Raw genomic sequence first — 25,473 nt, 5'->3', positions numbered from 1 at the left:
AAATGGCAACAATTGGTCAAGCTTTAGCCTCTCCTGAAAGTGGATGGAAAAGATATGATATTCCACTGGTTAGTGATGATATTTTTAAAATAAATGGAGACTATGGAAAGCTATTTGAGTCTTATTATTACAATGGTACAGCTATCTTTTTAAGCTCTACAAGTAGCAACTTACTCTTCTACTTTAAGGGAACAAGTTTAAGGGTAACTGGAAGTGCATATTCTACACAATCAATAGATTCGACCGTGAATATAGATGGTGATATACATGTTATTGGTATCAATGTACCAAACTCGCAATTTGTTGGTCAAGCGCTTTTATTAGACGTTCAAGGACTAGAAGATGAATTTCACAAAGTAGAAATAAAAAAAGGTGTCACTTTTAGCGATATAGTGTTGGATGCTGTTGATATTAATGAGAGTGGAGAATTTAGATTCCCTTATAAGAAACTAGCTTTGAAAAATCCAACAACAAGTGAATTGTACTCTTTATCAGATAACACTCTTATTCACCTTCCTAACAGCTCAGATAAAAACATGATTTTACATGGTATTGAACAAGATAAAGAGATTCAATTAGATGTGCCTTTTACTAAACATGATTGTGTTAATGAATCACCAGTTGTCAATGTGAGTGGAAAAGTGTTTACGCAGAATATTGGTAAAATTAATACTTTGAGTATTAAGGAGGTAGAAGAGAGCGATAACAAACCTATCTATACATGGTATAGCACTAATATGACAGCCAATAATATCCCTGCCCCATTTATAGCTAGTGCAAGCAGTGAATACAATACAACATATCAAGCTTGGAGAGCTTTTGATGGTATTACTAATGTCAACGCATGGCTAACAGTAGCCAATACTACGATAGGGTGGTTAAAATTAGATTTAGGACAAAAAAAGCCTATAAACATTTTTAAAATGACTTGTCGAGATGGTTCTACAGATGCAATCACAAAGGCTATGCCAAAAGACTTTGAGTTGTACGGCTCTAATGATGATTCAACATACAGTCTTTTAGGAGTATTTAACAATCAAGTTAAATGGTCATTCCTAGAAGAGAGAGTTTTTACTGTAAATAATAGCAATGAATATAGATATCTGAGATTAAATATTTTAAGCAATGGTGGGTTTACAGAATATTCAAATATAGGTGAGTTAATATATGGATTTAAAAGAGAGGTGTAATAAATGGCAACAACAGAACAATTAATGGCACAATATGGTGTTGCATGGTTTGGTTTTGATGAGCCTAGTGGAAACACATATGACAAACTAGGTAATGGTTATGTTGGAGAAATGATTAATATCCAAAGACCAGAGGGATGGAATGGTTCAGGTCATTCCGCATTATTTAATGGTACTTCTAGCGTGATGACTCAAACTACAGGCAAAAACGCACTCATGCCTTCTACTGAAGTGGCTATTAGACTTAAGTTTAAATGTGATGTAGTTAGAGCAACAGATATGTACTTGTTATCAACCTTAAGTTCCTATACCACACAAAAAGGAATGTCTATTGGCATAATAAATAATGGAAAAATTCATGTTGGATGGACTAATGCTGGTAATAAGTTCTGCTTCTTTTATAACTCTCCTGATAATTTTAATGATGGAAAATGGCATGATATGTTTCTATCATGGGATGGTAAGATTAATTCATTAGTGCATATTTTTATAGACGATATGACAAAACCAATTGTAGTATTAAGGTCTCAATTTGCTAATGATGGTCACACCTATCCCAATTTTAACTTAGGTAGGTCTGCTGGAGCTACAACTAGATGGTATGCTGGACAAATTGACGATTTACAAATTTACAATAAAGCACTTTCTCCTTCCGATTTTACACAAAAGCGTTTAGCAATAAAAACAGCAGACAATAAAAATATTACTCTACCATCTACTATGAATCGTATAAAAGAAATTCCAAATATAGAAGAAAATACACTGTTAACTCAAGGCAGAATAATAAAAGAAATAGACTCGGCAACAGATAGACTGCCAGTTGATTTAACCAAAGCTACAACTGAATATGAGTTAGTTAGCAACACTCAAGCAGCATTAAATTCAAATAAAGTATTTACTATTCCTTTATCGACAGATTTTAAAACAATTAACATAGAGGATAATTATTAAGTAAGGAGGTCAATACAATGGCTAACAGTAAGGACAATTTAAAAGCTTATGGAAAACATTTTATAGGTTTTGACGAGCCCAGTGGTAATGCAATGGATTCCATAGGTGGATATACAGGTACTTTGTATAACGCTCCTACTCGTGTGACAGGATGGAATGGTCAAGGAAGTGCTATGAATTTTAATGGTACTAATCAGTATGTAGAATTTAATAATCCTATTCTGAATTTTACTGACAGTTTTGCTATTAGATTTAAATTTATGGTAAGAAATACTGGAACTAATACTATAATGACCACTCAAAATGATGGTACGAGAGGGAAAGGTGTTAGAATAGAAGTTTATGACTCCAAAGTATTGTTTGTAGCTGGTGATGGCACTAACTATATAACAGGTCAAAACACTATCATTCAACCATATTCTATTGTAGTGAATGAGTGGTATGATTTTTTAGTGGAAAAAGATAAAAATAGCAATCTTGTAAAATTATATCTAAATGATTTGACAAGCCCTGTGTCAACTATTGAATTGAACGGTTTGATATATCACTCTACTAATTTGAGAGTCAGTAGAAATGGTAGTGGAACAAACTTTTTTAATGGATATATAGACAATATAGAAATTTATGATAGAGTAATCTCCCCTATTCCTGATAAATACCTAGTACAACACAACTCACAATATAAATATCATGATGGTGCTTCATGGAAAACTACTACACCAACAGAAGACAATTTTATTAAATATGGTATGTCTCAATTATCACAGATAACAGAACCACAGTGGAAAGAGCTATCTGGTAATAAGTCCTTAATGATGTGGACAGATTTTAAAAATAAGCAGTTTGCTAATGCTGTATTAAATAAAGAATCATTCACAGCTCAAGAGTTATTAGGCGATACACCACAAATGATTTATTACACAGACTCAGATACTTCACAAATAGTAGTAGAAACAGGCGTTGAACCTTATTCAGTGTATGACTACATCGGTGATTTACCTACTATAGTGGCTTATACAGAGTCTACAGAGGATATTGTAGTATCAACTAGCACTGAACCGTTTGATATCCATGATGAGTTTGGCGATGAAGTAGAAGTTCTTTACTATACAGATGATGAGGCTGTAACAAATGCTGATTTAATCTTGGATGCAAATTGGTCTCCTGTTGATGAGTTAGAAAGTGACTTTGAAGTGGTAACATGGACTGACGAATCCCCTGATACTGCTCAGAGAACACTTGAAGTGACGGCTATACCTAAGCCTCAATTCATTAAATTAGTGAATCCCAAACGCCTATACGGTTATTTAGACGATGTTTTTGTTAATGATATTTCTCAATCATACCGAGATGAGGCTAGATACTTTATTACAGGAGAAGATAATTCTAAATGGTATGTGTGGGATAAATCAAAGCAAACATACACGGCAGCAGACACCTCAACAGAAGAAGCAATTCTTAAAAATGGTATGAATTATCATGAGTTAAATAGCATCACTGATAAACAATGGAGAACTTGGGGAAAACAGTATTTAAATATAGGCGTTTTCCTTAAAGACAATCCTCGTGACACAATTGTTTCAGTTGTTGAAAGTGTATCTTACCAAGATTACCTTCCTCGAAATACGACAATTATTAAGGACACGAGCCTTTACATCATAAATACTACTGCAAAAATTGATATTGAATTTAATGGTAACATTCTCAAAGGCGTTCTAAGTGATCCTGACTTAACACGTGTTCAATATCGTGTACTGCTAAATGGTGGACACTTCTACCCTACTGATGGAAGTTTCACTAAACTAGGCGAATCACCTCAAAACATTGAATTAATTATTGGTAGTAAAGATGTTAAGATTGACGATTGGAATACCTTAAAAGTAGAGTTTCAAGATTTTTTTGGCACTACTGATTATTGGCAAACTAGCTTTATCGGTACATATTCAGGTCTTATGTTTAAAGATGTGTACGGTCAATATTTCTCTAGTGAGATTGGAGAAGTATTAAATTATCTTGATTTCGGTGTCATTATTGCAGGTCAAACCACTATCGAACATGAAGTAATACTGAAAAACCAATATGGTTATGATGTTAAGGATATTCATTTATCCGCAAATACATCTAATTTCCCTACAGGAATGGCAATGGAATTTAGTGAGAATTTAACTCCATTTATCCCCTACCCTGAGTTAAAGCTGAATAGGACACTTCAAAATAACGAAGAAATGTCATTCTTCATTAGACTAAAAACAGAATTAGGCGCAACGCCTGACGCTAACGGTTCATTTGACATTATCGTGAGAGCAGATAAAGCCTAATCACAATACAATGTGATTGGATGTGGTTATATGGAGGAAATAAAAAACAATTCCTCTCAATCAAATGAAGATGGAATATTAATTGAACCTATTGAAAATTCATCTTTCATAAAAATTGAATATGAAGTTAAACCAAATAATAGATTTAAAGCAAAGTATAAATTATATGCAATTGGAAATGAAGATGTTCTAACAGAGATAACTGTAAAACAGTTTAAAAATTCAGATGTTGTAACTGAAATAACACCTAGAGCTTTTGGTATCAGCGAAAAAGAAACATATATAAATATCGTCTATCGTGGTAACTCAGATATTGTAACAGAGATACAACCTTACATACATAATTTCATTGAAGTGGAAATCGAAATACCTCCTCATAATAGAATGTCAGCCATTTATGATATACAACAGCCACCTATCGTCACAGACATCTTTAATCCTACTCAGGACGCATTTACTCGTGAAAAATTAGAATATCAATCTATTAACTATGGTGATTACCAATCTATGATTGTTGGACGTAGTGAAGATGATATTTGGCGTTCATTTGTACAATTTGATTTAAAGTTTACTCATTCGTCCTATATTTTAACTGACGCTAAATTAAGGTTGCATTATGATGGCGTAATTTCAAAAGATGTCGTTTTAGAAATACTTAATGCAGATAGAGAATGGTCAGAATACAGTATCACTAATTTAAATAGACCTACTCCTATTAAGTTAATTTCGAATCAGTTTACTATCAATGAAGATTTAAAATTTATAGAATTCAATGTATTCGATATTGTTAAAGACTGGGTATCATTAAAACAAGCTAATAATGGATTCATAATTCGCACATCAGTAGAAACCTCTAATAATTCCGTAACTTTTAAAACAAGAGAATCATCACTACCTCCAGAATTAATTGTGGATTATTACGATTCTAGAATTTTCAGCACTGGCAGAAGCGATGTAATAACAGAACTATTTGTTTATAAAAATGGTGAATCAGATAAACTTACTGAAATTACTGTAGGATCAACCTATGAATCATCAGACAGAGAAGCAACTATTTATGTACATAGAAAAGAATTTCCTCTGGATGAGGACATAGTTGTTGAAATTACAGTTACTAAAGAATTCATTCCTGTTGAATTGACAGTGGCTATTCCTGATAAGAGTGATATACCTACCACTATTGACGTTAGACTACAAGATAAAGATGACAAAGTTATAGCTGAAATTACGGTAAGTAAACCAGATGTGCTAACTGAAATTTCTTGTATGAGAAAAGATCATTCTGAATTTATATCTACAATATCCATTAGTAAACCTGATATAAATGTCGAAATTACTGTACCAATAAAAGATTCAAGTGATATATACGTAGAAATAGAAGCAAATGACGTTCACTCTAATGAGATACTAACTGAGCTTATTGTAAGTCGTGAATCAGTTTACACTGAAATTACACCAAGAGTTAAGTCAGATAGCAGCTTATATGCTGAGATAACAGTAAGTAAACCTGATACTCTAGCTGAAATTTATGTTACTTATTCTAGTGATATATTAGTTGAAATTGAAGCTAATATTAAAAGTGATATTCCAATCGAAATTTGCGTCTCTAAACAAAATATTGAAACAGAAATTGAAGTTAGAGCACATGATGGTAGCCAGACAAATTCCGAAATTTTTGTTGTTTTTACAGATGATATATTAGTTGAGATAACTTCAAATGCTACAAGTCAAATTCATACTGAAATCAATATTAACGCTATTAGTCAGATTAATGCTGAAATTACTATCTCTAAGCCAAACATACTTATTGATATTACTGTTCCAACCAGAGATGAATCTGAAGTTTTAGTAACTATTGAGCCACGTATTTTAACTGTAGACAACATCCATACAATAATTACTGTAAACGGTAAAGTATCAGGATATGCGTTTATTATGTAAAGAAAAAGGAGAAAGATAATTATGATGATGAAGAATTACGAAATTGGAGAATTACAATCATTTTTGTTCAATTTAATTTTAAAAGGTAAAGAATCTAGAATGCGAACACGTTTTATTAGTTTATTAGATAATCAAATAGAATTAATAAAAAAAGAAAGACAACTATTAATTAATGACTATGCTTCTAAAGATGATAAAGGAGATATAGTTACAGAAACAAAAGTGATAAATGATAGAGAGGAAATGATTGTTATATTCCCTTCTATTGATGCAGAAAAAGAAGCACAAATGCAAATTATGCTGATGATGGATGAGGATTTTATTATTGAAGAAACCGTAGATAAAATTGAAATGCTTAAAACTTTACAGAATATAATCTTAAACTGTGATTTAGAGTTTACTGGTCAAAAGGCAGTTCTGTATGATAGATTCTGTGAAATATTTGAAGAAATATATTTACTTGAAGACTAATTAAAGGAGGTGATTTAATGACAGTTCAGGTAGAATACATAAATTATAATGAAACAATTCAATCTGCTAAAGTTCCAATCGAGAAAGATGTTTATCAAGTAATTACTCCTGTTGTGAAGAAAGTAGAAATAAACGGAAAAGAAGAAATTGAACACTACATTGAAATTACTTTGCATGATGAGCGTCTAAGCAATACTATTACCAAACGATATGAACAAAAAGAAATGCTTGAGTATATTCGACTTTTACAAAGAATGGTGAAAGAAATTATGATTGAAGATGTTACTAGTAATTCTAAGTGTTAAATTAAAAAATACATAATTATAAAAATTAGAAAAGAGGAATTTATTTATGAAATACCGTGTAATTAAGGATATCAAAGAGAATGTTTACTCTGTTACATTTGAAGTTGTAGAACAGTCACCAGAATTTATTGAAGCAGTATCAGATCGAGGTCAAAAAGTTTTAAATGTCGGAGGTAAATTTACTAAGAAGATTATTGAAAATATAATCACTAAAGTTCCAATTGTAGATGAAAAAGGAGACCCTGTTTTAGATGATTCTGATAACCCTACCTTTAATGAAGTTTCAACTCCTACTGAACGCGAAGAAGTTTTGTTGAATATCGGTGATTCTTTCAAGTACTTCCCTAAAGAATTACCATTCACAAAATCCTTCTCTAAGAGTCAATATAATGAGAACGTGGAAGATGTAGCTAATTTATATGAAATTACTTTACGTGAACGTATTGATAAATTAATTGATGAATTAAAATCAGACGTAGATAATTTCAGCGGTACTAGTGAATATATTCGGTAACGTTTAATAATATACACATTTTATCTAAAAATAAGTGTATAACTATACATATAATACGAATAAATAACGTATAAAAGTAATAAAAGTGTATTAAAATGCATCAAATTAAAAGTGAATCAGGAAATTCAGTTTAGAGTAGGTGTGAGTTAATCCCTCCCCTACTCTTTTATTATTTTGATAAAAGTCGGTGATTAAATTGGAAAATGAAAAGCTTGGTGAAAGATTGGCAAGCGTGGAAACAGAATTAAAAAATCAAGACAATAGACTTTCTAATATGGAAAAAGATAAAGAGTTACTTTATCGTTTGACAGTTGTATCTGAACAGCAGCAAGAAATGAATAAAAATCAACAAATACAACTAAATAAAATGGACGAAAATCAGCAAAGACAATTAAACAAAATGGATGAAACATTCAATAACATCAATATCAATTTGACTAAATTAAATATGTCTCAAGATGAATTACAAAACAATGTTAAAACTATTGGTAAACGTGTTGATGGTATTGAGGAGGATTTGAAAGTTGAAACTAACAAAGGAACAATATCATTCAATGAAATTTTATCTAAGTATCTTTTATGGTGGATCATGATTCCAACTGTAATTGTCGGTGCTTGGATACTTTTTAAATTAGGACTATAAGAAAGGAATTGATAAATTTGAAAATCAACTGGAAGGTAAGAAAAAATAATCCTCAATTTTGGATTACATTAGGATTATCGATAATTACTCCTCTATTTGCCTACTATGGAATTACTGGAGCAGATCTAACTACTTGGAGAAGTGTATGGTATTTAGTTGTAGACGCAGTTTCTAATCCATACGTTCTAGCTTTAATTGGAGTAAGTACATATAACGCTATTCTAGACCCTACTACAGCTAATTTAAGTGATTCTAAAAAAGCTTTAACGTATGTCAAACCGAAGCGAGATGATATTTAATGGTAATAATTAAACAAAACTTAGTATCCTCTAGCAAATATAGCATCAAATGTCCTTATTCTATGAATGCTAAATTCATCACAGTACACAATACAGCCAATGATGCACCTGCAGCTAACGAAATTTCGTACATGATTAGTAATAACAATCAGGTGTCCTATCATGTCGCTGTGGACGACAAAGAGGTTATTCAAGCTATTCCTTTCGATCGTAATGCTTGGCATTGTGGGGATGGCGGAGGAGTTAATGATCCTGACGCTCTAACTAAAGGTAATCGCCTTTCTATTGGTGTTGAAATATGCTACAGCAAAAGTGGCGGTGCTCGTTACACAATCGCTGAAGAAAATGCTGTCCAATACATCGCTAAGTTATTAAAGCAATTTGGTTGGGGTATTGAGCGAGTAAAAAAACACCAAGATTGGTCAGGTAAATTATGTCCTCATCGAATTTTAAGTGAGGAACGTTGGAATAGTTTCTTGAAACGTATAGAAGATACAATGAATAACAAAAATGAAGTGACAGAAAAGGATGATGATAAAATGAAATTTACGAATGAGACAACTAAAGCAGCAGTACGTGATCACATTAAACAAACAATAGATAAAAAGTTAATTGATAAGTCATGGTTGGATAAATTTGACACTGGAACTATGACAATCGGTGATTATGAAGGATTGAAGCTTATCATTGCACAGCGTAGTAATTAACAACAAAGCCTACTAGACTATGTGACTCGCGAACAAGTATCAACAATGATTCATCGTATGGATCAATTTAATACTAAGAAGTTTAGTAAGTAGTTAATATTACATATATGAGCATGATGTACAAATAGCATTCTAATCAAATACATATCATAAAAGGTCAAATTAACACAAAATCAATCCCTATCCAACTAATATTACGGATAGGGATTTTTTCTTTAATAATTTATAGAAAATGTGAGTATAGCTTTCTCTTAATATTTATTTTACAGAACCACTTTTAAAAGTTTTGTCTGGATAGTACATGTTTTTAACTATAATATTAGAACCTAAACATTTAACAGACGGACAATGACAGTTAATACTGTTAGAAATATTAGTATTCAACCATTTATCATAAATATTCTTCAATGATTCCTCTTTAATATTACCCAATGCTGCCCCATCATCAGTGAAATCTGATACAGAAATATCTCCTGAAAAAATATTTAAATTCATTCGTGATCTTCCATCAACATCGTTTCTAATAGTTGTATTTGGAGTTCCATTAATTCTTTCTAATAAAGCTAAATCACGCTTATCAGAACTACAAGCATAGAATGGCAATGTACCGAATAATACCCAAATGTTTTCATTTCTAAAGTCAAGTATGTTATTGACTGTATCTCTATATTCATCTAATCCTATAGTTTCTAAGTTTTCAGCGTAGTCACTTGAATACATAGGATGAATTTCGTGCCTTTTACAAAGCATTTCACTAGCTACTTCATTATGAATCTTCTCAAGATAAGGGACTGTATTGCGATTCAACATAGTCTCTGCTGATACAAACATTCCACCTTTTGAAAGTTCCCTAGCATTATCTAAAATGTTTCTGTATAATTCCGCTCTTTTTTGTACAGGAGGTTTTCTATCCATCATTGCAAATCCTGTTTCGACAAATTCCTCTTCATTACACCAGTTATGAGAAATATGCATAACGTCTAAATATGGTGCAACCAATTCATAGTGATCCATAGGTAATGTTAAATTTGAATTGATTTGAGTTTTAATGTTTCTGCCTTTAGCATACTTCAAAAGTGGTAATAAATTATCTCTAATCCCCTTCTTAGTAAGCAATGGCTCTCCGCCAGTAAAACTCATTGTACGTAAAGTTTCAACTTCATCTAATTGTCTAATAATATCATCTATTGGAAGTGAATTTGCTTCTTTTGTTGTTAGTGCATAACCAACAGCACAATGAGCGCACCTCATGTTACATAAATTAGTAGTGGTAAATTCAATGTTTGATAGAGTCAGTCTTCCATACTTCTCAATGTCATGATAGCTTTCCCATGTGTCATACGGTTTATATATAGTATTCATGATTAAAAAATCTCCCTTTCTGCTATACAATTTTCGCATAGTTTAGGGAGATAATAAAGGGTTAGTTATTATATGTTATCTTAAAAGTTTCATTTTCATAAACTTTGATATGATCAATTAACGCTGAAAGTAATTTTTCTGTAAAGTCAGTAATTCCAGTATCTTTAGTAATTTGTCTCAGTAAATCACTTTCAAGTATGGTAGAGACTTCAGTATCACAAAATTCTTTTGACTTTAACCTTCCTGAGCAAATGTATCTTACGTTTTTACCTCCCTTCCTAGCATAAATTTTACCGCATTTAGAACAAATAATTTTTCTTCTGAATAACATCTCCATATTTGTTTTGTCTATTTTATCTAACTTTCCAATTCTTTTCTTCAAAATGTATTCAATTAAATCTTCATCGAAATCTAAATTATATTTGTTTAATAAATACTCTGTGAAATCTTCAAATTGCAACTGATGCTTTTTCAAAAATGAACACATTGCTGCGTAATTATACCCAACTGTTATGACAATATTTGCAATGTAAAACGAACTATCATATCTATTGATAAAATATGTCTTAAACATTGTTACTGCTTTCTTGTTTTTATCGCCTACTCTTTTCAGTTGATTCTGAGTAAGTGACTTCAAAAACATTATGTTATTGATTGGATTTGCCATTTTATCGAATTGCTCTGCGAATTCAGCAAAAGCATCTGATACTATATTTGCTTGATTACGTATTTCTTCAAAATAGTTAGCCTTAATATCAAATTCCTGTTTTACTTTTATTAAACCATTTATATCTTCTGTAACTACAGGAGAACCGATGATGTCTAAGAAATCCGTTCAAAACTATGTATTGCCTTTATTGAAATATGCGCATGGACGAGGCGTGCGAACACAAATCAACTCTAACCTAACAATGGAGCCCGAACGTTATTTACTGATTGCACCGTATTTAGATGTGCTACATATTTCACATAACTGGGGTACGATCGATGAATTCGTCGAAACAGGCTTTGCCATGATGGAGCGAAAGCCAACTTATGAACAGCGTGCAGCTTTGTTCCAACGCATGATTGATAACTCAAAAATGCTTGCAGAGCACGGTGTAATGGTATCGGCGGAAACAATGTTAAACAAAAAAACTTTACCATACTTAGAGCATATCCATCATCAAATCATCAACGAAATGAAATGTGCACGCCATGAGGTGCATCCGATGTACCCTTCAGATTTTGCAAGTGCCCTTACGTCTCTATCACTTGAGGAAACTCGTCATGCGATCCATCATTTACTAGATGTCCGTGATAAAAACACTTGGATGCTTTTTGGCACGCTACCTTTCTATCCATGTAGCATGAATGAAGAAGATCAAAAGCTCCTAAAACGACTAAGGGAAGAAAAAAACGTGACGATGCGTAATGATCCTGATGGTCGCTCACGCTTAAATGTTAATATATTTACTGGTGATGTCATTGTGACAGACTTTGGCGACACACCAGCGCTTGGCAATATTGCGAACGACGAATTACCAGCGATTTTTGATAAATGGATGGCAACAGATTTAGCGAAATCACTAAACTGTCACTGTCCAGCAGTCAAATGCTTAGGACCTAACGTCCTTGTTAAAAATATGTATTATAAAGATGCAGGGTTTGTTAGTGGCTCTGCTATAGTGTAAAATGAAAAATATCCAATGCATACATTTGCATTGGACATTTTTTATAGGATTTATGAAATTTTCGCCTTAACAATAAATGTTCTATTAAGCTATTATCTGTTGCTTCTTCTTATTCCTGATGTAAATTTAGACTTTTTATTCTTTCAATTTCTTCTCTCGATAAGCCTAATAAATCCATTATTTCTTCAATCGGTTCATGACGTTTTAGTAGTTTTTTCACTAACTCTATTTGCGCTTGTTTACGCCCTTGCTCTAGTCCTTGTTCTCTTCCCTTGTTGATTCCATCAATGTAACGGGCTTCTTCATCTAAGATATACTTTAAACGAGACTGGTAAGCAAGAATTGTTTCAGGGGATTGACTGATTTCTTCCCATGTATCAAATGCTGCGCGCAAGTTTTCATCCTTCATCGCTAACTCCTCCAATTCACGATATATCTCTGCATAAACTTTCTTTTTGCGACCATCGACCATACCAAGTAATAACAACCATCGAATTAATATGTCATCAAGAGCATCTAATTTTTCTTCATGCCAGAGAGTAATAAACTTGTTCATTTCTATAAAGTGAATTTCTAGTACATCTTCTTCTGGCATTAACCTCGATAATGTTGTGTCTTCATAAAGATGATACGTACTATGATAAGATTTATTATCTTTAAACATTGTAAAATTACATATATTGATCGTAATGGTTGGGCGTAATTCACTATATCCCATCCCTCTAGCTAGTTGTGACTCATACATTTTTGCCCAATAATATAGCGTTCTCTTTGTCATATCATGCTGATTGGATAGTTGAATTTCTACATTGATAAAGTCATCATTTTGTGTTTTTACAAGAATATCGAGCCTAGATTGTTTATCGTCCTGATATTCACCGCCCAATTCTTGCTGAATAAATGTTACTTCTTTAATAGTATCTCGTCCGGTTAGCTTTAATACCGCATTCAAAAAAACAATTGTCATTTTTTTATTTTTTTCATTTCCGAACAATTGCTTGAAGGCAAAATCAACCTTCAAATCAAAAAACTTTTCTAACGGAATTCTTCGTATTGCTTTTCGATTCATCAGGAATCACCTCTTTTTTATTACTATTATTATAGCATGGGCGTGCTATTAGACCTCTTTAAAACTTCAAAAACGTATTTGGCTCTTAAATATCTTTAAAAGTCTTCGGAAGCAACTAATTTTATATAAGAAAAGCCATGTTCACTTAACTGAACATAGCTCCTTTATTTCCAAAACTTCGTATCTCTTGCTAATTAGTAAGTTCAATATAAAACTTAAAGCAATAATTAAGCAATTCTTCTTTCTGCAAGTACTCCCGCCGCCGCTAAAGTAGTGGGGTTCTTATTAATTCCTTTGCAAGTAGCCTATAAGTATTCAAGCGACTTTCTAGTGCGTATTGGTTGCAGTTAAGCATCACTTCGTCAAATCCATATTGCTCTTGCTCTGCTACTAAAAATTCAGCGATTTCCTTCGGTGTTCCGACAAGATTAGCTTTTCGATTATTGGCGATTGTCATTTTATCCAACTCCGTAAGTGGATAATTCTTTGCTTCCTCAGGTGAAATCGCTTGAATGATTTGTCCCTTCATGAGATGGAGACGTGTAATATCAATCGGCTTTGCCAAATATTCCGCTTCCTCTAACGTATCTGCAACTGTCGCCGCATAGGTAACGATAATTTGTGGCTTCTCCATATAATAGGAAGGTATAAAGTAATCTCTATACGTATCAAATATATCCTTTGACATATTGCCAGTGAAAAACTGCGCATATGAATAACCTACACCTAATCTTCCTGCCTGCATAGCGCTTTGGCCACTAGATCCAAGTAACCAAGCCTCAGGTAATTGGATATTCACAGGTGCCGCTATCACTTGATCATAGACATCTTCCCCTGTTTTTTGATTATTCATCAGTTTTAAAATGATTTCGAGCTTATCGTATTGCTCTGTAAAACGCTGTCTTCGTCCCTCTGCTAGTGCATAAATAGAGGCATGGTCACCACCAGGGGCTCTGCCCACGCCAAAATCAATACGATTCGGTGCTAAGCCACTTAATGTTTTAAAGACCTCTGCCAGCTTATATGGAGAATAGTGCATCATCATCACGCCTCCAGTACCGATACGAAGACGTTTTGTTTTCGCTGCTAAGAAAGCCGCTGTAACCTCGGGAGCTGAACTTGCCAGTGAATGGCTATTATGGTGCTCCGCTAACCACATACGATGATAGCCAAGCTCTTCACCTAAGAGCGCTATTTGTTCTGTACGCCGAAAGGCCTCCTCAGCAGTATGATCTTTTGGTATAGGCATTTGATCTAAAATACTTAATCTCATTGAAAACACCCTCTCTGTCTAAGCATTCCTCCCTACTGTAATATAGGAAGTTCTTTTTACAAAGCAAAAGACCTTACTCATAGGCAAGCCGTTTTGCATGCCATGTGTCATAAACCATGCCAATAAGCAACTGGTTTTGTTCTGGACTCAATACGACATCATTAAATTTCATTGCATAAACTGTAAATTGTTCGGTTTGTTCATCTACTACGAACTGTAAAATGGCATGTCCTTTTTCATCTTCAAATGTAATATCACCTGATAATTCGACAACATGCTCCCCAGTTTTTGCCTGATAATATCGCCAATAGGGTTCAAAAAATGCGTAATTAAATGCATTCCTAACAGATACATCTGAAAAATTCCCCAAATACCCTTCTTTTACAGTATCGATATATTCATTATCAGTTATATCTTTTTTGACATTATACACACATCCGACAAGTAGCCCCATACAAACAACACAAATAAATACTCTTACATGATTTCCTAAACTCAAATGTCATCACGCCCCTTTACGCAAAAAACACAATCACCTACATAATACATTAAAATTTGTACATAAAGTAGAATATTTTAGATTTTTACAGAATTTAAAAATATCAAAAAAGCTTAAATCCTCAAAATTAATAGAAAAATATAATTTAAGCTATTTACAGTTACTTTTCATTTCGCTACTATCAGATTATTATTATAGAAAAGAGATGACCTGCTGTGCCTTTTGATTTAGATGTAAACATTTTACTCATTCTTATCTTTTTTGGCTTTCTAGCCGCATTTATCGATTCTGTTGTAGGAGGCGGCGGGCTTATTTCATTACCAGCTCTTATGTTTGTTGGACTTCCACCGTCTGCAGCCGTGGCAACAAATAAATTAGCAGGCACTATGGGGTCATTAACAAGTACTGTGACATTTTATAGCTCTGGAAAATTAGATATTAAATCTGTTTATAAATTGTTCCCTTTTGTTTTTATAGGTTCAATGTTTGGTGCATGGATTGTCCATCTTATGGATCCTAGCGTTCTAAAACCGCTAATGCTTGTCATGCTAGCAGCCGTGGCTATTTACACTATTTTCAAAAAAGACTGGGGTAGCATTTCTACCTATAAAAAATTAACACCTAAACGTTACGCACTTTTTGTGATGATCATTACCTTAATTGGCTTCTATGATGGCTTTTTAGGGCCAGGGACAGGCTCATTTCTACTATTCGCCTTTTTAATAGTTGGCTTTGACTTTTTAAAATCAGCAGGCAATGCCAAATTCTTAAATTTTGGAAGTAATATCGCAGCCCTTCTTATGTTTATATACTTAGGGCAAATAAATTATGCCTATGGTTTGCCAATGGGACTTGCACAAATCGCTGGAGCAATTGTTGGTTCTAAATTTGCCATTAAACGTGGTAGCGGGTATGTACGTAATTTATTTATCGTTGTGACAATCCTATTACTTTTGAAAAATACATATGACTATTTTTCATAATTGATTTGTTATATCTTTAAAAACCAAATTAAGCGATGCAATTATATTGATTGCATCGCTTAATTTGGTTTGTATGTTGTTTTAGTGTGACACTACTTTACAATCAAAGTAGTCAATTCTCAATTTGAGTATAGATTTGAATATGCCACTCCCTTTTTAGCCTTTTTCTAGCCTAAAATTCTTAGGAAAAGTTTCGTTGCAGTCAAATAAGTTTAAGGATATTTTTTTCGATTGCTCTTCCGCCTATTCAGATGCTCTTCCTTCTCCAAATAACACCGTTGCAACATCATTTCCAATTGTAACCAAATTACTCTTTCCCCTTTCTAAACAATTGTAAAAGGTATATAATTTGCTATGTTTTTCACCAACATAAAATATACAGCAAAGCATTATGGTGGGAGACTTATTGCCCGTTAATACGGGATAAAGTGAAACTTTAATCAGTGGAGGTTTCTTCATTCCCACTGATCTTCACCAATAGGGATTTTACAGTTTTTCTTTCACCTTATTCTTCGCTTTCACTTAAAGGGAGACCTACTACCCGTTAATGCGGGATAAATTACTATAAACCTATTACTTGTCTTTGATGTTAACAAAATAAGATAAGTTTTTTTATTGCTTTCAACTTTTTTTCCCCTTTCACACGTCTAGTAGTTGTATACAATTTGAAAATGTTAAAAAGGAGCTTCTTTGGACATGAAAACAAGAAATGCATTTCAACATGAAGAGGTGTTTGTCCAGTTTATTCGTGAACAGAAAGAACGTTTTTATTTGCTCGCGTATACCTATACGAAAAATGAACAGGACGCACTTGATGTTGTACAAGACAGTATTCAAAAAGCAATGCTTTCTCTCGATCGACTAGAAAATGTCGAGTATATGAAAAGCTGGTTTTATAAAATCGTCGTACGTACAGCCATTGATTTTTTACGTAAGCATAAACGCTTACAGGTGACAGACGATGATACATTGCAATATTTAACACCTGCACAAGAGGACGTCTACGAAAACGTGGATTTAGAGCATGCATTAGACGAATTACCTCTAATGTATCGAGAAGTTGTCATTTTACATTATTTTGAAGATTTAAAGCTCGCTGATGTTGCCAATATCCTTAACATTAAGCTGAGTACCGCTAAATCGCGTCTTTACAAAGCGTTAAAGCTATTGAAAATACAATTGCAAGATGCGAAGGGAGAAACAGCACATGGATGAAAAATTAAAAGAATTAGAAAAACAATATAATGAGGTACCCATTCCAAAGGAGCTCGATTTTGTGGTTGAAAACGCATTAAAGCAAGGCAAAAAGAAAAGAAAAAAACGTGTACCACAATGGTTACTTGGATCTGCAGCGGCTGCAATGCTTTTTACAGCTGGTTTAAATGTGAGTCCTGCCATGGCACGAACACTTTCAGAAATACCTGTTGTTGGCAGTGTCGTAAAAGTCTTAACTTGGACTGAATATGAAGTAAAAGAAGAGACATATGACGCAAACATTAAAGTACCTTCTATCGAAAACCTAGAAAATAAAGATCTTGCTAATACTTTAAATGAGAAATACCGTTCAGAAGGTAAAGCTCTTTATAATGACTTTATTACAGAAGTTGGTGATTTAAAGGCTAACGGTGGTGGCCATTTAGGCGTAGATAGTGGCTACGAAGTAAAAACAGATAATGACCAAATCTTGTCGATTGGTCGTTACACTGTCAATACAGTTGCATCCTCTTCTACAGTTATGCACTACGATACAATTGATAAACAAAATGAAATTTTAATTACACTGCCAATGCTATTTAAAGACGATAGTTATATTAAAACTGTCAGTGAAAACATTATTGAACAGATGCGTAATCAAGCTGCTTCCGACTCAGATAAAGTGTACTGGGTAAAAGGCGGAGGTCTTCCTGATGAAGAGGTTATTGACGGATTTACAGCTATTCACGCAGACCAGCAATTTTATATTTCTGATAAAGGGAAACTTGTGATCTCCTTCGATAAATATGAAGTAGCACCTGGCTATATGGGCTTACTGGAATTCGAAATCCCAACCGATGTCCTAAAAAATGATCTTGTAAGTTCTAAATATATTCATTAATTATTTGCTAATAATATAATTCCAAAATATGAGGTATTTGACGATTAAATTGTCAAATACCTCGTTTTTTTTTATAAGATTTCTTCTTTTAGAGGGATCTGTCAATGCTTATAATCCTCTCACTTTTTGTCTAAGCTAAAATGTATCAATTAACGTTAGAGGGTTTTCATATGAAAGGTCTAGGATCAATTAGTATTTTACATGTCGTTTTCTTATCCATGACTGTTATTGGCTTAAAAAACCATGTGACAATTATTCCACCGCTACTAGATGTTGCAGAGAGAGATGGCTGGGTATCTGTGATAATGGCCACAGTTATTATATTTTTTTGGCTATTCCTTTTAGTTTATATTCAAAAAAAGACAAATATGGAACCTATTAGGGACTGGTTAGATGCAAAAATTGGAAAAATAGGCTCTACCATTATCATTTACATTATAGCTATATATCTACTCATTCTCGCTGCCTTTACGATGGTTGAAACACTGCAATGGGTAAACACAACGTTTTTACCTCAAACTCCAGTCATTATATTATTACTCATTTATACAATTCTTTGTATGTTACTCGTTACAACAAGCTTACAAACCATTGTTATTTTAAATGTTTTTGTATTATTTGGTGTAGTAGTCTTTGGATTTTTTGTAGCATTTACAAATATACAGGTAAAAGATTACGAGTTATTACGTCCGTTTTTTGAACATGGATTCAAACCTGTTGTGAAAGGGATGATTTACCCGGCATCAGGATTTATTGAACTATTAATGCTTTTATTTTTACAGCACCAATTCAAAGAGCGTCTTCGTTGGTATCATTTTGGCATCATACTTTTCATTTTAATGGGGCTTACTTTAGGTCCACTCATGGGCGCAATTGCAGAATTTGGTCCAACCGAAGCTGCAAAGCAAAGATATCCTGCCTACGAGGAATGGGGACTAGTATCGATAGGTCGCTATATTGAGCATCTTGACTTTTTCTCTATTTACCAATGGCTTACCGGAACATTTATACGAGTTAGCTTCATCTTATATGTTATAGCGGATTTATTGAAAATGACTGGGGATCCAAAACGAATTTGGAAAATGCTTGCTCCCCCCTTCTTTCTACTTTGTCTGCCGCTAATTATTTTAAATGAAAACATATTTTTGAAGGTGAAAGGGAACTATATATTAACAGCTACTTTTATTTTCTTTTTTCTTTTGTCAATTTTTTTCGTAATAGTAGCTTCCTTTTCAGATAAATCTTCTAAAAAAGGAAAACCTGAAAAACAAGAAATGGAAAGTGGTGAATCATAATGCCTCAGCAGGAAAACGCTATAGACCTAAACACCTTAAAAAAACTATTTCAAAAATCAGCAGATATTCAATTTCAGGAATATACATTTAATCAAAAAAAGGTTCATTTCATTACCTGTGATGCAATGATAGACCAGCTACTGCTCAATGAGGTCATTATTCGGCGTGTTCAATTTCTTTATGACCATTTAGCTGATACATCCTTAGAAGAAAATATTACAAATCAACTTCATATCCCTACTCTTCAAAAAATCAAAGATAAAGAAGAAGCCATTACCTTTGTATATACTGGTTTCCTACTGCTTTATTTTGAAGAGGAAGAGCTTTTATATGCTAGTAATATTGCTAAAAAACCTAATCGAAATCCTGAAGAAACGAGAATGGAGGTTCTCGTTAAAGGGCCAAGGGATAACTTTATTGAAGACATCCGCGTCAACATTGCACTACTGCGAAAACGTTTACCTACGAACTCATTTTGTGTAGAAAAAGTGGAGTTAGGTAAACGTTCAAAAACAACCGTGGCTATTCTTTATTTTGACGATATTGTCGATATGGATATTTTACACGGAATTAAAAAGCAACTGGCAGCTGTAGATACAGATATTGTCTTTAGTGGAGATGTCTTAATGGAACGAATTAATAAAAACTCCAAGCTTTTCCCGAAATTCGATTACACCGGGCGACCCGATTATGCTATTCAGGCACTAATTAGAGGACGTTTTCTCATTTTCGTCGACGGTGTAGCATATGGCGTCATCACACCTGTGAATTTATTTTTATTATTAAAATCCGCGGAGGATAATGAATATCCTATCGTTTTCAGTTCTATAGAACGGATTTTGAGGATTCTTGGCATTTTAATTGGTTTGCTGTTGCCTGCATTTTGGCTTTCCCTAACGACTTATCATCAAAATCAACTACCATTCCAGCTTTTAGCAACCGTTGTCCAAGCCAAAACAGGTCTACCTCTCCCCTCCTCTCTCGAAATGCTACTAATGCTACTAATGTTTGAATTGTTTCGTGAAGCTGGCTTACGTCTGCCTTCTGTTATTGGAGGTACGATAAGTGTTGTTGGAGGTTTAATTATTGGTGATGCAGCCATTCGCGCAGGTGTGACAAGTCCAGAAATGATTGTAGTTATTGCGATCTCTACAATCGCATCATTTACTCTTGTTAACCAATCTCTTGTCACAACCATCAGTATATTGCGAATTACTTTCATTCTTGCCAGTGCTTTTTTTGGTTTATTTGGATTTTTTGTATCACTATACCTTACACTTCTTTACTTATGTAATATCCGAATCTATGGTTACTCTTACATGAATCTTGCAACAGATTTAAATTGGTCAACTATTAAAAAATCGATCTTCCGCTTATCACCAAAAGGCTACACTGAGCGTAATAAAGCACTTGCACCCCAAGATTACACTCGTACTTCTAAGAGTAAGGAACAGAAATGAAGAGAAATATTATTTTACTATCAAGCTTAGCTACTTCACTGCTTCTTTCAGGATGTTGGGATATTACGGAACCCCAAAGAATGGATTATGTTCATGGCATAGGTATAGATTATAAAGATGGTCAATATGAAATCTATATGCAATTAATTAACTTCGCCAATATTGCAAAATCTGAAAGGCTTAATCCTCAAGCAACACAGGCAGAGGTTGGACATTCTCAAGGAAAAACAATGGAAGAAGCAATTTTTAAATTATATCGATCCATCGACCAAAAAGTGTTTTGGGGGCATATGACTTACCTTATTTTCTCTGAAGAAGCAATGAAAAATGAAAATACCATCGCCATTATCGACAGTTTTTTGCGGCATAGTGAAACAAGGTATCAAATTTGGATCTATTGTACAAAGGATCCTATTCAAGACATCCTTCTTACAACGCCGATTTTGAATAAATCTCTTACATCGTCAAAGTTAAGTAATCCTTTAAATTCAAAAGAGCAAGAAACATTCATTGAGCCCGTTAATTTACGAAACTTAGTTATTGGCTTAAATGAACCAAGTCACGAAATTGGCATTCCTTATGTAAACATCAATAAAAACTGGGAAACGACAAATCGGCCAGCACAGGATATTGCTTTAATGGGGGTCGGGGTGCTATCTAAAAATGGATTTAAAGGCTTTATTGAAAATGAAGCTGCAAAAGGCATGCAATGGATGAATAATAGAACGCACAGAGGTGAATTAACCTTTAAGCTAGATGGTAACGAAAGTGATTATTTAACGACAACAATGAAAAAAATAAAGGTAAATATCAAACCACTTGTTAAAAATGATCAAGTAACATTTGAGGTAGATGTAAAATTAGATGCAACCCTAAATGGTTTCAAAACTAACGTTTCAGCAGAGGAAATAAGAAAAAAAATAATAAAAGAAGTGAAAAAAGAAATTAGAACAACGTATGAAGAAGCATTAGCGAAAGATATGGATATATATCGCCTTTCTGAACATCTATATCGAAAAAATGTGAAAGTATGGAGAAAATTAGAGAAGGATGGGAAAATCCCATTAACACCTAATTCCATTAGTAAATTAGAAATAGACGTTAACAATGTAAATCCTGGCCGAAAAACATTTGTAGAGACAATTAAAGAATAATCTAAGAAAATCCCCTCAAATTACATTACTATTTTGAGGGGATTTTTCAATCCGTTCGTCTTTAGTTTACTTCAACATACTCCTGCCTGGATGGCTCTTCTTGTCCCTTACGAAATTGAATATGATGGAGTTTAGCGAAAATTCCATTTTGTGCAACAAGCTCATCATAAGTTCCATCTTCTTCAATACCATTTGGTGTGACTACTAAGACTCGATCAGCATTGCGGATGGTTGCAAGTCGGTGAGCAATAACAAGGGTTGTTCGATTCTCCGCAAGCTCTGTTAATGACTGTTGGATAATCATCTCTGTTTCTGTATCCAAAGCAGAGGTTGCTTCGTCTAATATTAAAATCGGTGGGTTTTTTAGGAACATTCGTGCAATGGCAATTCGTTGCTTTTGTCCACCCGAAAGCTTTAAGCCACGCTCCCCTATTTGTGTCTCATAGCCATCTGGAAGCTCTGCTATGAATGCCTCTAAGTGTGCTTTTTTTGCCGCCTCACGAATTTCTTCCTCACTAGCACCTAATTTTCCATAGGCAATATTTTCTCGAATAGTACCTGTAAATAAGAAAACATCCTGCTGTACGATACCAATTTGCGAACGTAGTGAAGACTGAGTCATATTTCGCACATCAATGCCATCTATCGTAATGGCTCCACTACTTACATCATAAAATCTCGGAATTAAAGAACAAATCGTTGTTTTACCTGCACCAGATGGACCTACAAATGCAATCGTTTGTCCAGCCTGAATGTCAAAGGAAATATCCGTTAACACAGCTTTTGAAGTGTCATAATTAAATTGAACATCATTAAATGAAATATCTCCGTAAAGATGTGTAACTGACTTTGCTCCCTCACGATCTTGAATTTCTGGGTCTTGCTCTATTAACTCACGGAAGCGTTTAAAGCCTGCCATTCCCTTTGGATAAAGCTCTAGCAGTGCACTTATTTTATCGATTGGTTTAATGAGAACATTTGTATATAAAACAAAGCTTACTAGCTCACCATAAGATAGTTTGCCATTAAAGCTTAGCCATGCACCTACAACAAGTACGACTAACGTTAATAAACGTGTCATCATATAAATACTCGAGTGCGTTCCTGACATAATTTTATAAGCATACAATTTAGCAGAGCGGAAAAAGCCGTTTTGCTCCTTAAAGCGTTCAATTTCAAAAGCTTCATTTGTAAAGGATTTGACAACGCGTACGCCAGATACACTATCCTCTACACGGCCATTCACATCAGCAATTTTTCCATACATTGTTTTCCATGCGTTGTTCATTTTAATATTACTAAATGTAACAAGCCATGTTAAAAACGGCACCATAATCGCGGCGATTAACGCTAATGTTGGATTAACATTAAACATAATAGCAAAGGCCCCAATAAACGTCATTACGGCGATAAATAAATCCTCTGGCCCATGATGTGCAAACTCGCCGATATCAAATAAATCATTCGTAATACGGCTCATGATATGACCTGTTTTCGTATTATCAAAAAACCGGAATGATTGACGCTGGACATGTGTAAATAACTCTTGTCGCATATCTGTCTCGATATTAATACCTAGTTTATGCCCTAAGTAGTTGACGATAAAGGTAAGGACTGTGCTAAGTACATAAACAAGTAATAATAACACACTCACTTTGACGATCATGCCCCAGTCACCTGTAGGTAGTAGCCCGTCGATAAACCACTGAACAGCTAGAGGGAATGCAAGCTCTAAAATTGCCACAATGATTGCACTCGAAAAATCGATCACAAATAATCGTTTATGTGGCTTGTAATATGAAAAAAACTTTCTATACATGAATATCTCCTCTCTAAGTTGCTGAAATTTTTCACTTATCTCCAATAGTACCATTTGTTTGAACTGTTCGGAAAAGGATTTTTTCACCATAGCTTCACATTTTTATTTGCAATTGACTATAAGCATGCTATAATCCATGTATAAAGAATTGAATAGCTTTTGACAATTATGTCAAAGGGGAGTAGCTAGCAGATGTAAATGAAACATCTGATTTCACATTCGTCATTACATGGTCATTTGCCATCGGGTGTGAAGGCATATCTTTAATTATAAGATATTTTTCTGTGGTACTACAGTTAATTGCTTAGCAAGACCTTTGCCTATTTTTTAGGCAGGGGTCTTTTTATTTTGCCTAAAAAAGGAAAGAATAAGTTAAAAGCAGTACATTCATTTCTGTTCCAATTATAAAGGAGGAAATAAATTTGGAGGCAATTTTACTAGAATACGCATGGGTACTCGTCGTATTAATTGTACTAGAAGGATTATTAGCTGCCGATAACGCCGTCGTTATGGCCGTTATGGTTAAACATTTACCAAAGGCACAACAGCAAAAAGCACTATTATATGGATTAGTGGGAGCATTCATTTTCCGCTTTGCTGCACTATTTCTTATTACAACACTTGTTAATTTTTGGCAAATCCAAGCTCTAGGTGCTGCCTATTTATTATTCATGTCAGTTAAGCATATTTATGATTCGCGAAAAGCCGCCCAAAATCCCGAGGCAATTCAAGAGTCTAACAAGCAATCAGGCTTCTGGATGACAGTAATGAAAGTAGAGCTTGCAGACATTGCCTTTGCGGTAGATTCAATTTTAGCAGCTGTCGCCATTGCCGTTACGCTACCTCATATCGGAAATTTTGATGTTGGCGGCATTAATGTTGGTCAATTCTCAGTGATGTTCCTAGGCGGGATTATCGGTGTTATTATGATGCGTTTTGCGGCTCGTTGGTTCGTGAAAGTTCTCGATAAATTCCCATCACTTGAAACAGCTGCCTTCCTAATCGTTGGCTGGGTTGGTGTAAAGCTGGCTGTTCTAACACTAGCTCATGAAAAACTAGGTATAATTCCACATGAGTTTCCACACTCAACAATATGGAAGGCTATCTTCTGGATTGTCTTAATCGGCATCGCCCTTGGTGGTTATTTAGTTGGTGTGAAAAACCAACGGAAAAATGCAAAATGATACGTAAAAAAATTCGCCTGGTCATACATCCTGGCGAATTTTTTAGTTCTATAATATTTGTTCGTACAAGAATGCCCGATAGCCCTACCAAAAGATCACACAATGTTTATGTCACCAAAATAAGGAGGCTTGGCAGTCTATCGGCGGAAAGGAAAGTGTATTCCCCAGAATGCTTTGGGAAGATTCACAGTACCTCGCCTTACTTGATTTCAAACTAAATTTGTGGATTATGGTGATGAACCAAATTTTTCAATAGTTGAATCTTTTT

The 25,473-nt window shown here is 34.1% G+C and carries 22 protein-coding genes and 2 pseudogenes; 18 read left to right on the top strand and 6 right to left on the bottom strand.

The genetic code is table 11. The features are described from left to right. Positions 1-2 precede the first annotated feature (2 nt). The 10 genes and pseudogenes from AN161_RS17525 to AN161_RS17480 all read left to right on the top strand — a co-directional run. The gene (locus AN161_RS17525; RefSeq protein ID WP_053595625.1) at positions 3-1,190 is read left to right on the top strand and encodes a discoidin domain-containing protein; all 1,188 of its coding nucleotides are present in this window, start codon (positions 3-5) and stop codon (positions 1,188-1,190) included. Between the two features lie 3 nt (positions 1,191-1,193). Next, complete coding sequence (locus tag AN161_RS17520) at positions 1,194-2,141, top strand: LamG-like jellyroll fold domain-containing protein (RefSeq protein ID WP_053595624.1); 948 nt, start codon at positions 1,194-1,196, stop codon at positions 2,139-2,141. A gap of 17 nt (positions 2,142-2,158) precedes the next feature. After that, entirely contained in the window at positions 2,159-4,459 is a 2,301-nt protein-coding gene (locus tag AN161_RS17515; protein WP_053595623.1) for a LamG domain-containing protein, read from the top strand. A gap of 30 nt (positions 4,460-4,489) precedes the next feature. Beyond that, a complete protein-coding gene (locus tag AN161_RS17510) occupies positions 4,490-6,400 on the top strand; it encodes a DNRLRE domain-containing protein (protein ID WP_053595622.1) in 1,911 nt (636 codons plus the stop codon). Between the two features lie 21 nt (positions 6,401-6,421). Beyond that, positions 6,422-6,871, top strand: coding sequence for a hypothetical protein (locus AN161_RS17505; protein WP_053595621.1), 450 nt, complete (start codon positions 6,422-6,424; stop codon positions 6,869-6,871). Positions 6,872-6,888: 17 nt separating this feature from the next. After that, the gene (locus AN161_RS17500) at positions 6,889-7,176 is read left to right on the top strand and encodes a hypothetical protein (protein WP_053595620.1); all 288 of its coding nucleotides are present in this window, start codon (positions 6,889-6,891) and stop codon (positions 7,174-7,176) included. A 46-nt stretch (positions 7,177-7,222) separates the two neighbouring features. Beyond that, a complete protein-coding gene (locus AN161_RS17495) occupies positions 7,223-7,690 on the top strand; it encodes a hypothetical protein (RefSeq protein ID WP_053595619.1) in 468 nt (155 codons plus the stop codon). A 196-nt stretch (positions 7,691-7,886) separates the two neighbouring features. After that, a complete protein-coding gene (locus tag AN161_RS17490) occupies positions 7,887-8,333 on the top strand; it encodes a hypothetical protein (protein ID WP_053595618.1) in 447 nt (148 codons plus the stop codon). A 17-nt stretch (positions 8,334-8,350) separates the two neighbouring features. Beyond that, entirely contained in the window at positions 8,351-8,632 is a 282-nt protein-coding gene (locus tag AN161_RS17485) for a phage holin (protein ID WP_198926908.1), read from the top strand. Then, a pseudogene (locus AN161_RS17480) lies at positions 8,632-9,105 on the top strand (N-acetylmuramoyl-L-alanine amidase family protein); the annotation flags it as partial. The gene AN161_RS17485 and the pseudogene AN161_RS17480, both read left to right, overlap by 1 nt. 492 nt (positions 9,106-9,597) lie before the next feature. Here AN161_RS17480 and yfkAB (AN161_RS17475) read toward each other — a convergent pair. Further along, positions 9,598-10,701 carry a radical SAM/CxCxxxxC motif protein YfkAB gene (yfkAB, locus tag AN161_RS17475; protein WP_053595616.1) on the bottom strand — a complete coding sequence of 368 codons (1,104 nt, stop codon included), beginning with the start codon at positions 10,699-10,701 and terminating at the stop codon, positions 9,598-9,600. Positions 10,702-10,762: 61 nt separating this feature from the next. After that, positions 10,763-11,368, bottom strand: coding sequence for a zinc ribbon domain-containing protein (locus AN161_RS17470; RefSeq protein ID WP_053595615.1), 606 nt, complete (start codon positions 11,366-11,368; stop codon positions 10,763-10,765). A 127-nt stretch (positions 11,369-11,495) separates the two neighbouring features. Between AN161_RS17470 and yfkAB (AN161_RS17465) the strand changes: the two are divergent. Further along, a pseudogene (gene yfkAB / locus AN161_RS17465) lies at positions 11,496-12,374 on the top strand (radical SAM/CxCxxxxC motif protein YfkAB); the annotation flags it as partial. Between the two features lie 109 nt (positions 12,375-12,483). Here the strand turns inward: yfkAB (AN161_RS17465) and AN161_RS17460 are convergent. From AN161_RS17460 to AN161_RS17450, 3 genes are all read right to left on the bottom strand, one after another. Further along, positions 12,484-13,443, bottom strand: coding sequence for an Rpn family recombination-promoting nuclease/putative transposase (locus tag AN161_RS17460; protein ID WP_053595614.1), 960 nt, complete (start codon positions 13,441-13,443; stop codon positions 12,484-12,486). A gap of 265 nt (positions 13,444-13,708) precedes the next feature. Further along, a complete protein-coding gene (locus tag AN161_RS17455) occupies positions 13,709-14,716 on the bottom strand; it encodes an LLM class flavin-dependent oxidoreductase (protein ID WP_053595613.1) in 1,008 nt (335 codons plus the stop codon). A gap of 73 nt (positions 14,717-14,789) precedes the next feature. After that, positions 14,790-15,215 (bottom strand): hypothetical protein, encoded by a 426-nt coding sequence (locus tag AN161_RS17450; RefSeq protein ID WP_053595612.1) that lies wholly within the window; start codon positions 15,213-15,215, stop codon positions 14,790-14,792. Between the two features lie 215 nt (positions 15,216-15,430). Between AN161_RS17450 and AN161_RS17445 the strand changes: the two genes are divergently transcribed. From AN161_RS17445 to AN161_RS17415, 6 genes are all read left to right on the top strand, one after another. Continuing rightward, entirely contained in the window at positions 15,431-16,198 is a 768-nt protein-coding gene (locus tag AN161_RS17445; RefSeq protein WP_053595611.1) for a TSUP family transporter, read from the top strand. Positions 16,199-16,894: 696 nt separating this feature from the next. Continuing rightward, entirely contained in the window at positions 16,895-17,413 is a 519-nt protein-coding gene (locus tag AN161_RS17435) for a sigma-70 family RNA polymerase sigma factor (protein WP_053595609.1), read from the top strand. Next, a complete protein-coding gene (locus AN161_RS17430; RefSeq protein ID WP_053595608.1) occupies positions 17,406-18,293 on the top strand; it encodes a DUF3298 and DUF4163 domain-containing protein in 888 nt (295 codons plus the stop codon). Before AN161_RS17435 ends, AN161_RS17430 begins: the two co-directional genes overlap by 8 nt. A gap of 170 nt (positions 18,294-18,463) precedes the next feature. Further along, positions 18,464-19,588, top strand: coding sequence for an endospore germination permease (locus tag AN161_RS17425; protein ID WP_053595607.1), 1,125 nt, complete (start codon positions 18,464-18,466; stop codon positions 19,586-19,588). Then, positions 19,588-21,048, top strand: coding sequence for a spore germination protein (locus tag AN161_RS17420; RefSeq protein WP_053595606.1), 1,461 nt, complete (start codon positions 19,588-19,590; stop codon positions 21,046-21,048). Before AN161_RS17425 ends, AN161_RS17420 begins: the two co-directional genes overlap by 1 nt. Next, positions 21,045-22,202 carry a Ger(x)C family spore germination protein gene (locus AN161_RS17415; RefSeq protein ID WP_053595605.1) on the top strand — a complete coding sequence of 386 codons (1,158 nt, stop codon included), beginning with the start codon at positions 21,045-21,047 and terminating at the stop codon, positions 22,200-22,202. Before AN161_RS17420 ends, AN161_RS17415 begins: the two co-directional genes overlap by 4 nt. Before the next feature lie 61 nt (positions 22,203-22,263). Here the strand turns inward: AN161_RS17415 and AN161_RS17410 are convergent, their stop codons facing one another. Beyond that, a complete protein-coding gene (locus tag AN161_RS17410) occupies positions 22,264-24,021 on the bottom strand; it encodes an ABC transporter ATP-binding protein (protein WP_053595604.1) in 1,758 nt (585 codons plus the stop codon). 422 nt (positions 24,022-24,443) lie between these two features. Here AN161_RS17410 and AN161_RS17405 point away from each other — a divergent pair, with 422 nt between their 5' ends. Continuing rightward, positions 24,444-25,205, top strand: coding sequence for a TerC family protein (locus AN161_RS17405; RefSeq protein ID WP_053595603.1), 762 nt, complete (start codon positions 24,444-24,446; stop codon positions 25,203-25,205). Positions 25,206-25,473: the final 268 nt, after the last annotated feature.

This window comes from Lysinibacillus sp. FJAT-14222, assembly GCF_001278875.1.
GTDB lineage: Bacteria > Bacillota > Bacilli > Bacillales_A > Planococcaceae > Lysinibacillus > Lysinibacillus agricola.
Note: the sequence above shows the minus strand (reverse complement) of the source record. Positions and strands in the feature narration are given on the sequence as shown.

Excerpts from the sequence above, each read along its gene's own strand:
- AN161_RS17425 (WP_053595607.1), top strand. The coding sequence starts at position 18,464 with ATGAAAGGTCTAGGATCAATTAGTATTTTACATGTCGTTTTCTTATCC.
- AN161_RS17500 (WP_053595620.1), top strand. The coding sequence starts at position 6,889 with ATGACAGTTCAGGTAGAATACATAAATTATAATGAAACAATTCAATCT.
- AN161_RS17470 (WP_053595615.1), bottom strand. The coding sequence starts at position 11,368 with ATGGCAAATCCAATCAATAACATAATGTTTTTGAAGTCACTTACTCAG.
- AN161_RS17455 (WP_053595613.1), bottom strand. The coding sequence starts at position 14,716 with ATGAGATTAAGTATTTTAGATCAAATGCCTATACCAAAAGATCATACT.
- yfkAB (WP_053595616.1), bottom strand. The coding sequence starts at position 10,701 with ATGAATACTATATATAAACCGTATGACACATGGGAAAGCTATCATGAC.
- AN161_RS17410 (WP_053595604.1), bottom strand. The coding sequence starts at position 24,021 with ATGTATAGAAAGTTTTTTTCATATTACAAGCCACATAAACGATTATTT.
- AN161_RS17520 (WP_053595624.1), top strand. The coding sequence starts at position 1,194 with ATGGCAACAACAGAACAATTAATGGCACAATATGGTGTTGCATGGTTT.
- AN161_RS17510 (WP_053595622.1), top strand. The coding sequence starts at position 4,490 with ATGGAGGAAATAAAAAACAATTCCTCTCAATCAAATGAAGATGGAATA.
- AN161_RS17420 (WP_053595606.1), top strand. The coding sequence starts at position 19,588 with ATGCCTCAGCAGGAAAACGCTATAGACCTAAACACCTTAAAAAAACTA.
- AN161_RS17430 (WP_053595608.1), top strand. The coding sequence starts at position 17,406 with ATGGATGAAAAATTAAAAGAATTAGAAAAACAATATAATGAGGTACCC.
- AN161_RS17415 (WP_053595605.1), top strand. The coding sequence starts at position 21,045 with ATGAAGAGAAATATTATTTTACTATCAAGCTTAGCTACTTCACTGCTT.
- AN161_RS17505 (WP_053595621.1), top strand. The coding sequence starts at position 6,422 with ATGATGATGAAGAATTACGAAATTGGAGAATTACAATCATTTTTGTTC.
- AN161_RS17515 (WP_053595623.1), top strand. The coding sequence starts at position 2,159 with ATGGCTAACAGTAAGGACAATTTAAAAGCTTATGGAAAACATTTTATA.
- AN161_RS17525 (WP_053595625.1), top strand. The coding sequence starts at position 3 with ATGGCAACAATTGGTCAAGCTTTAGCCTCTCCTGAAAGTGGATGGAAA.
- AN161_RS17495 (WP_053595619.1), top strand. The coding sequence starts at position 7,223 with ATGAAATACCGTGTAATTAAGGATATCAAAGAGAATGTTTACTCTGTT.
- AN161_RS17435 (WP_053595609.1), top strand. The coding sequence starts at position 16,895 with ATGAAAACAAGAAATGCATTTCAACATGAAGAGGTGTTTGTCCAGTTT.
- AN161_RS17460 (WP_053595614.1), bottom strand. The coding sequence starts at position 13,443 with ATGAATCGAAAAGCAATACGAAGAATTCCGTTAGAAAAGTTTTTTGAT.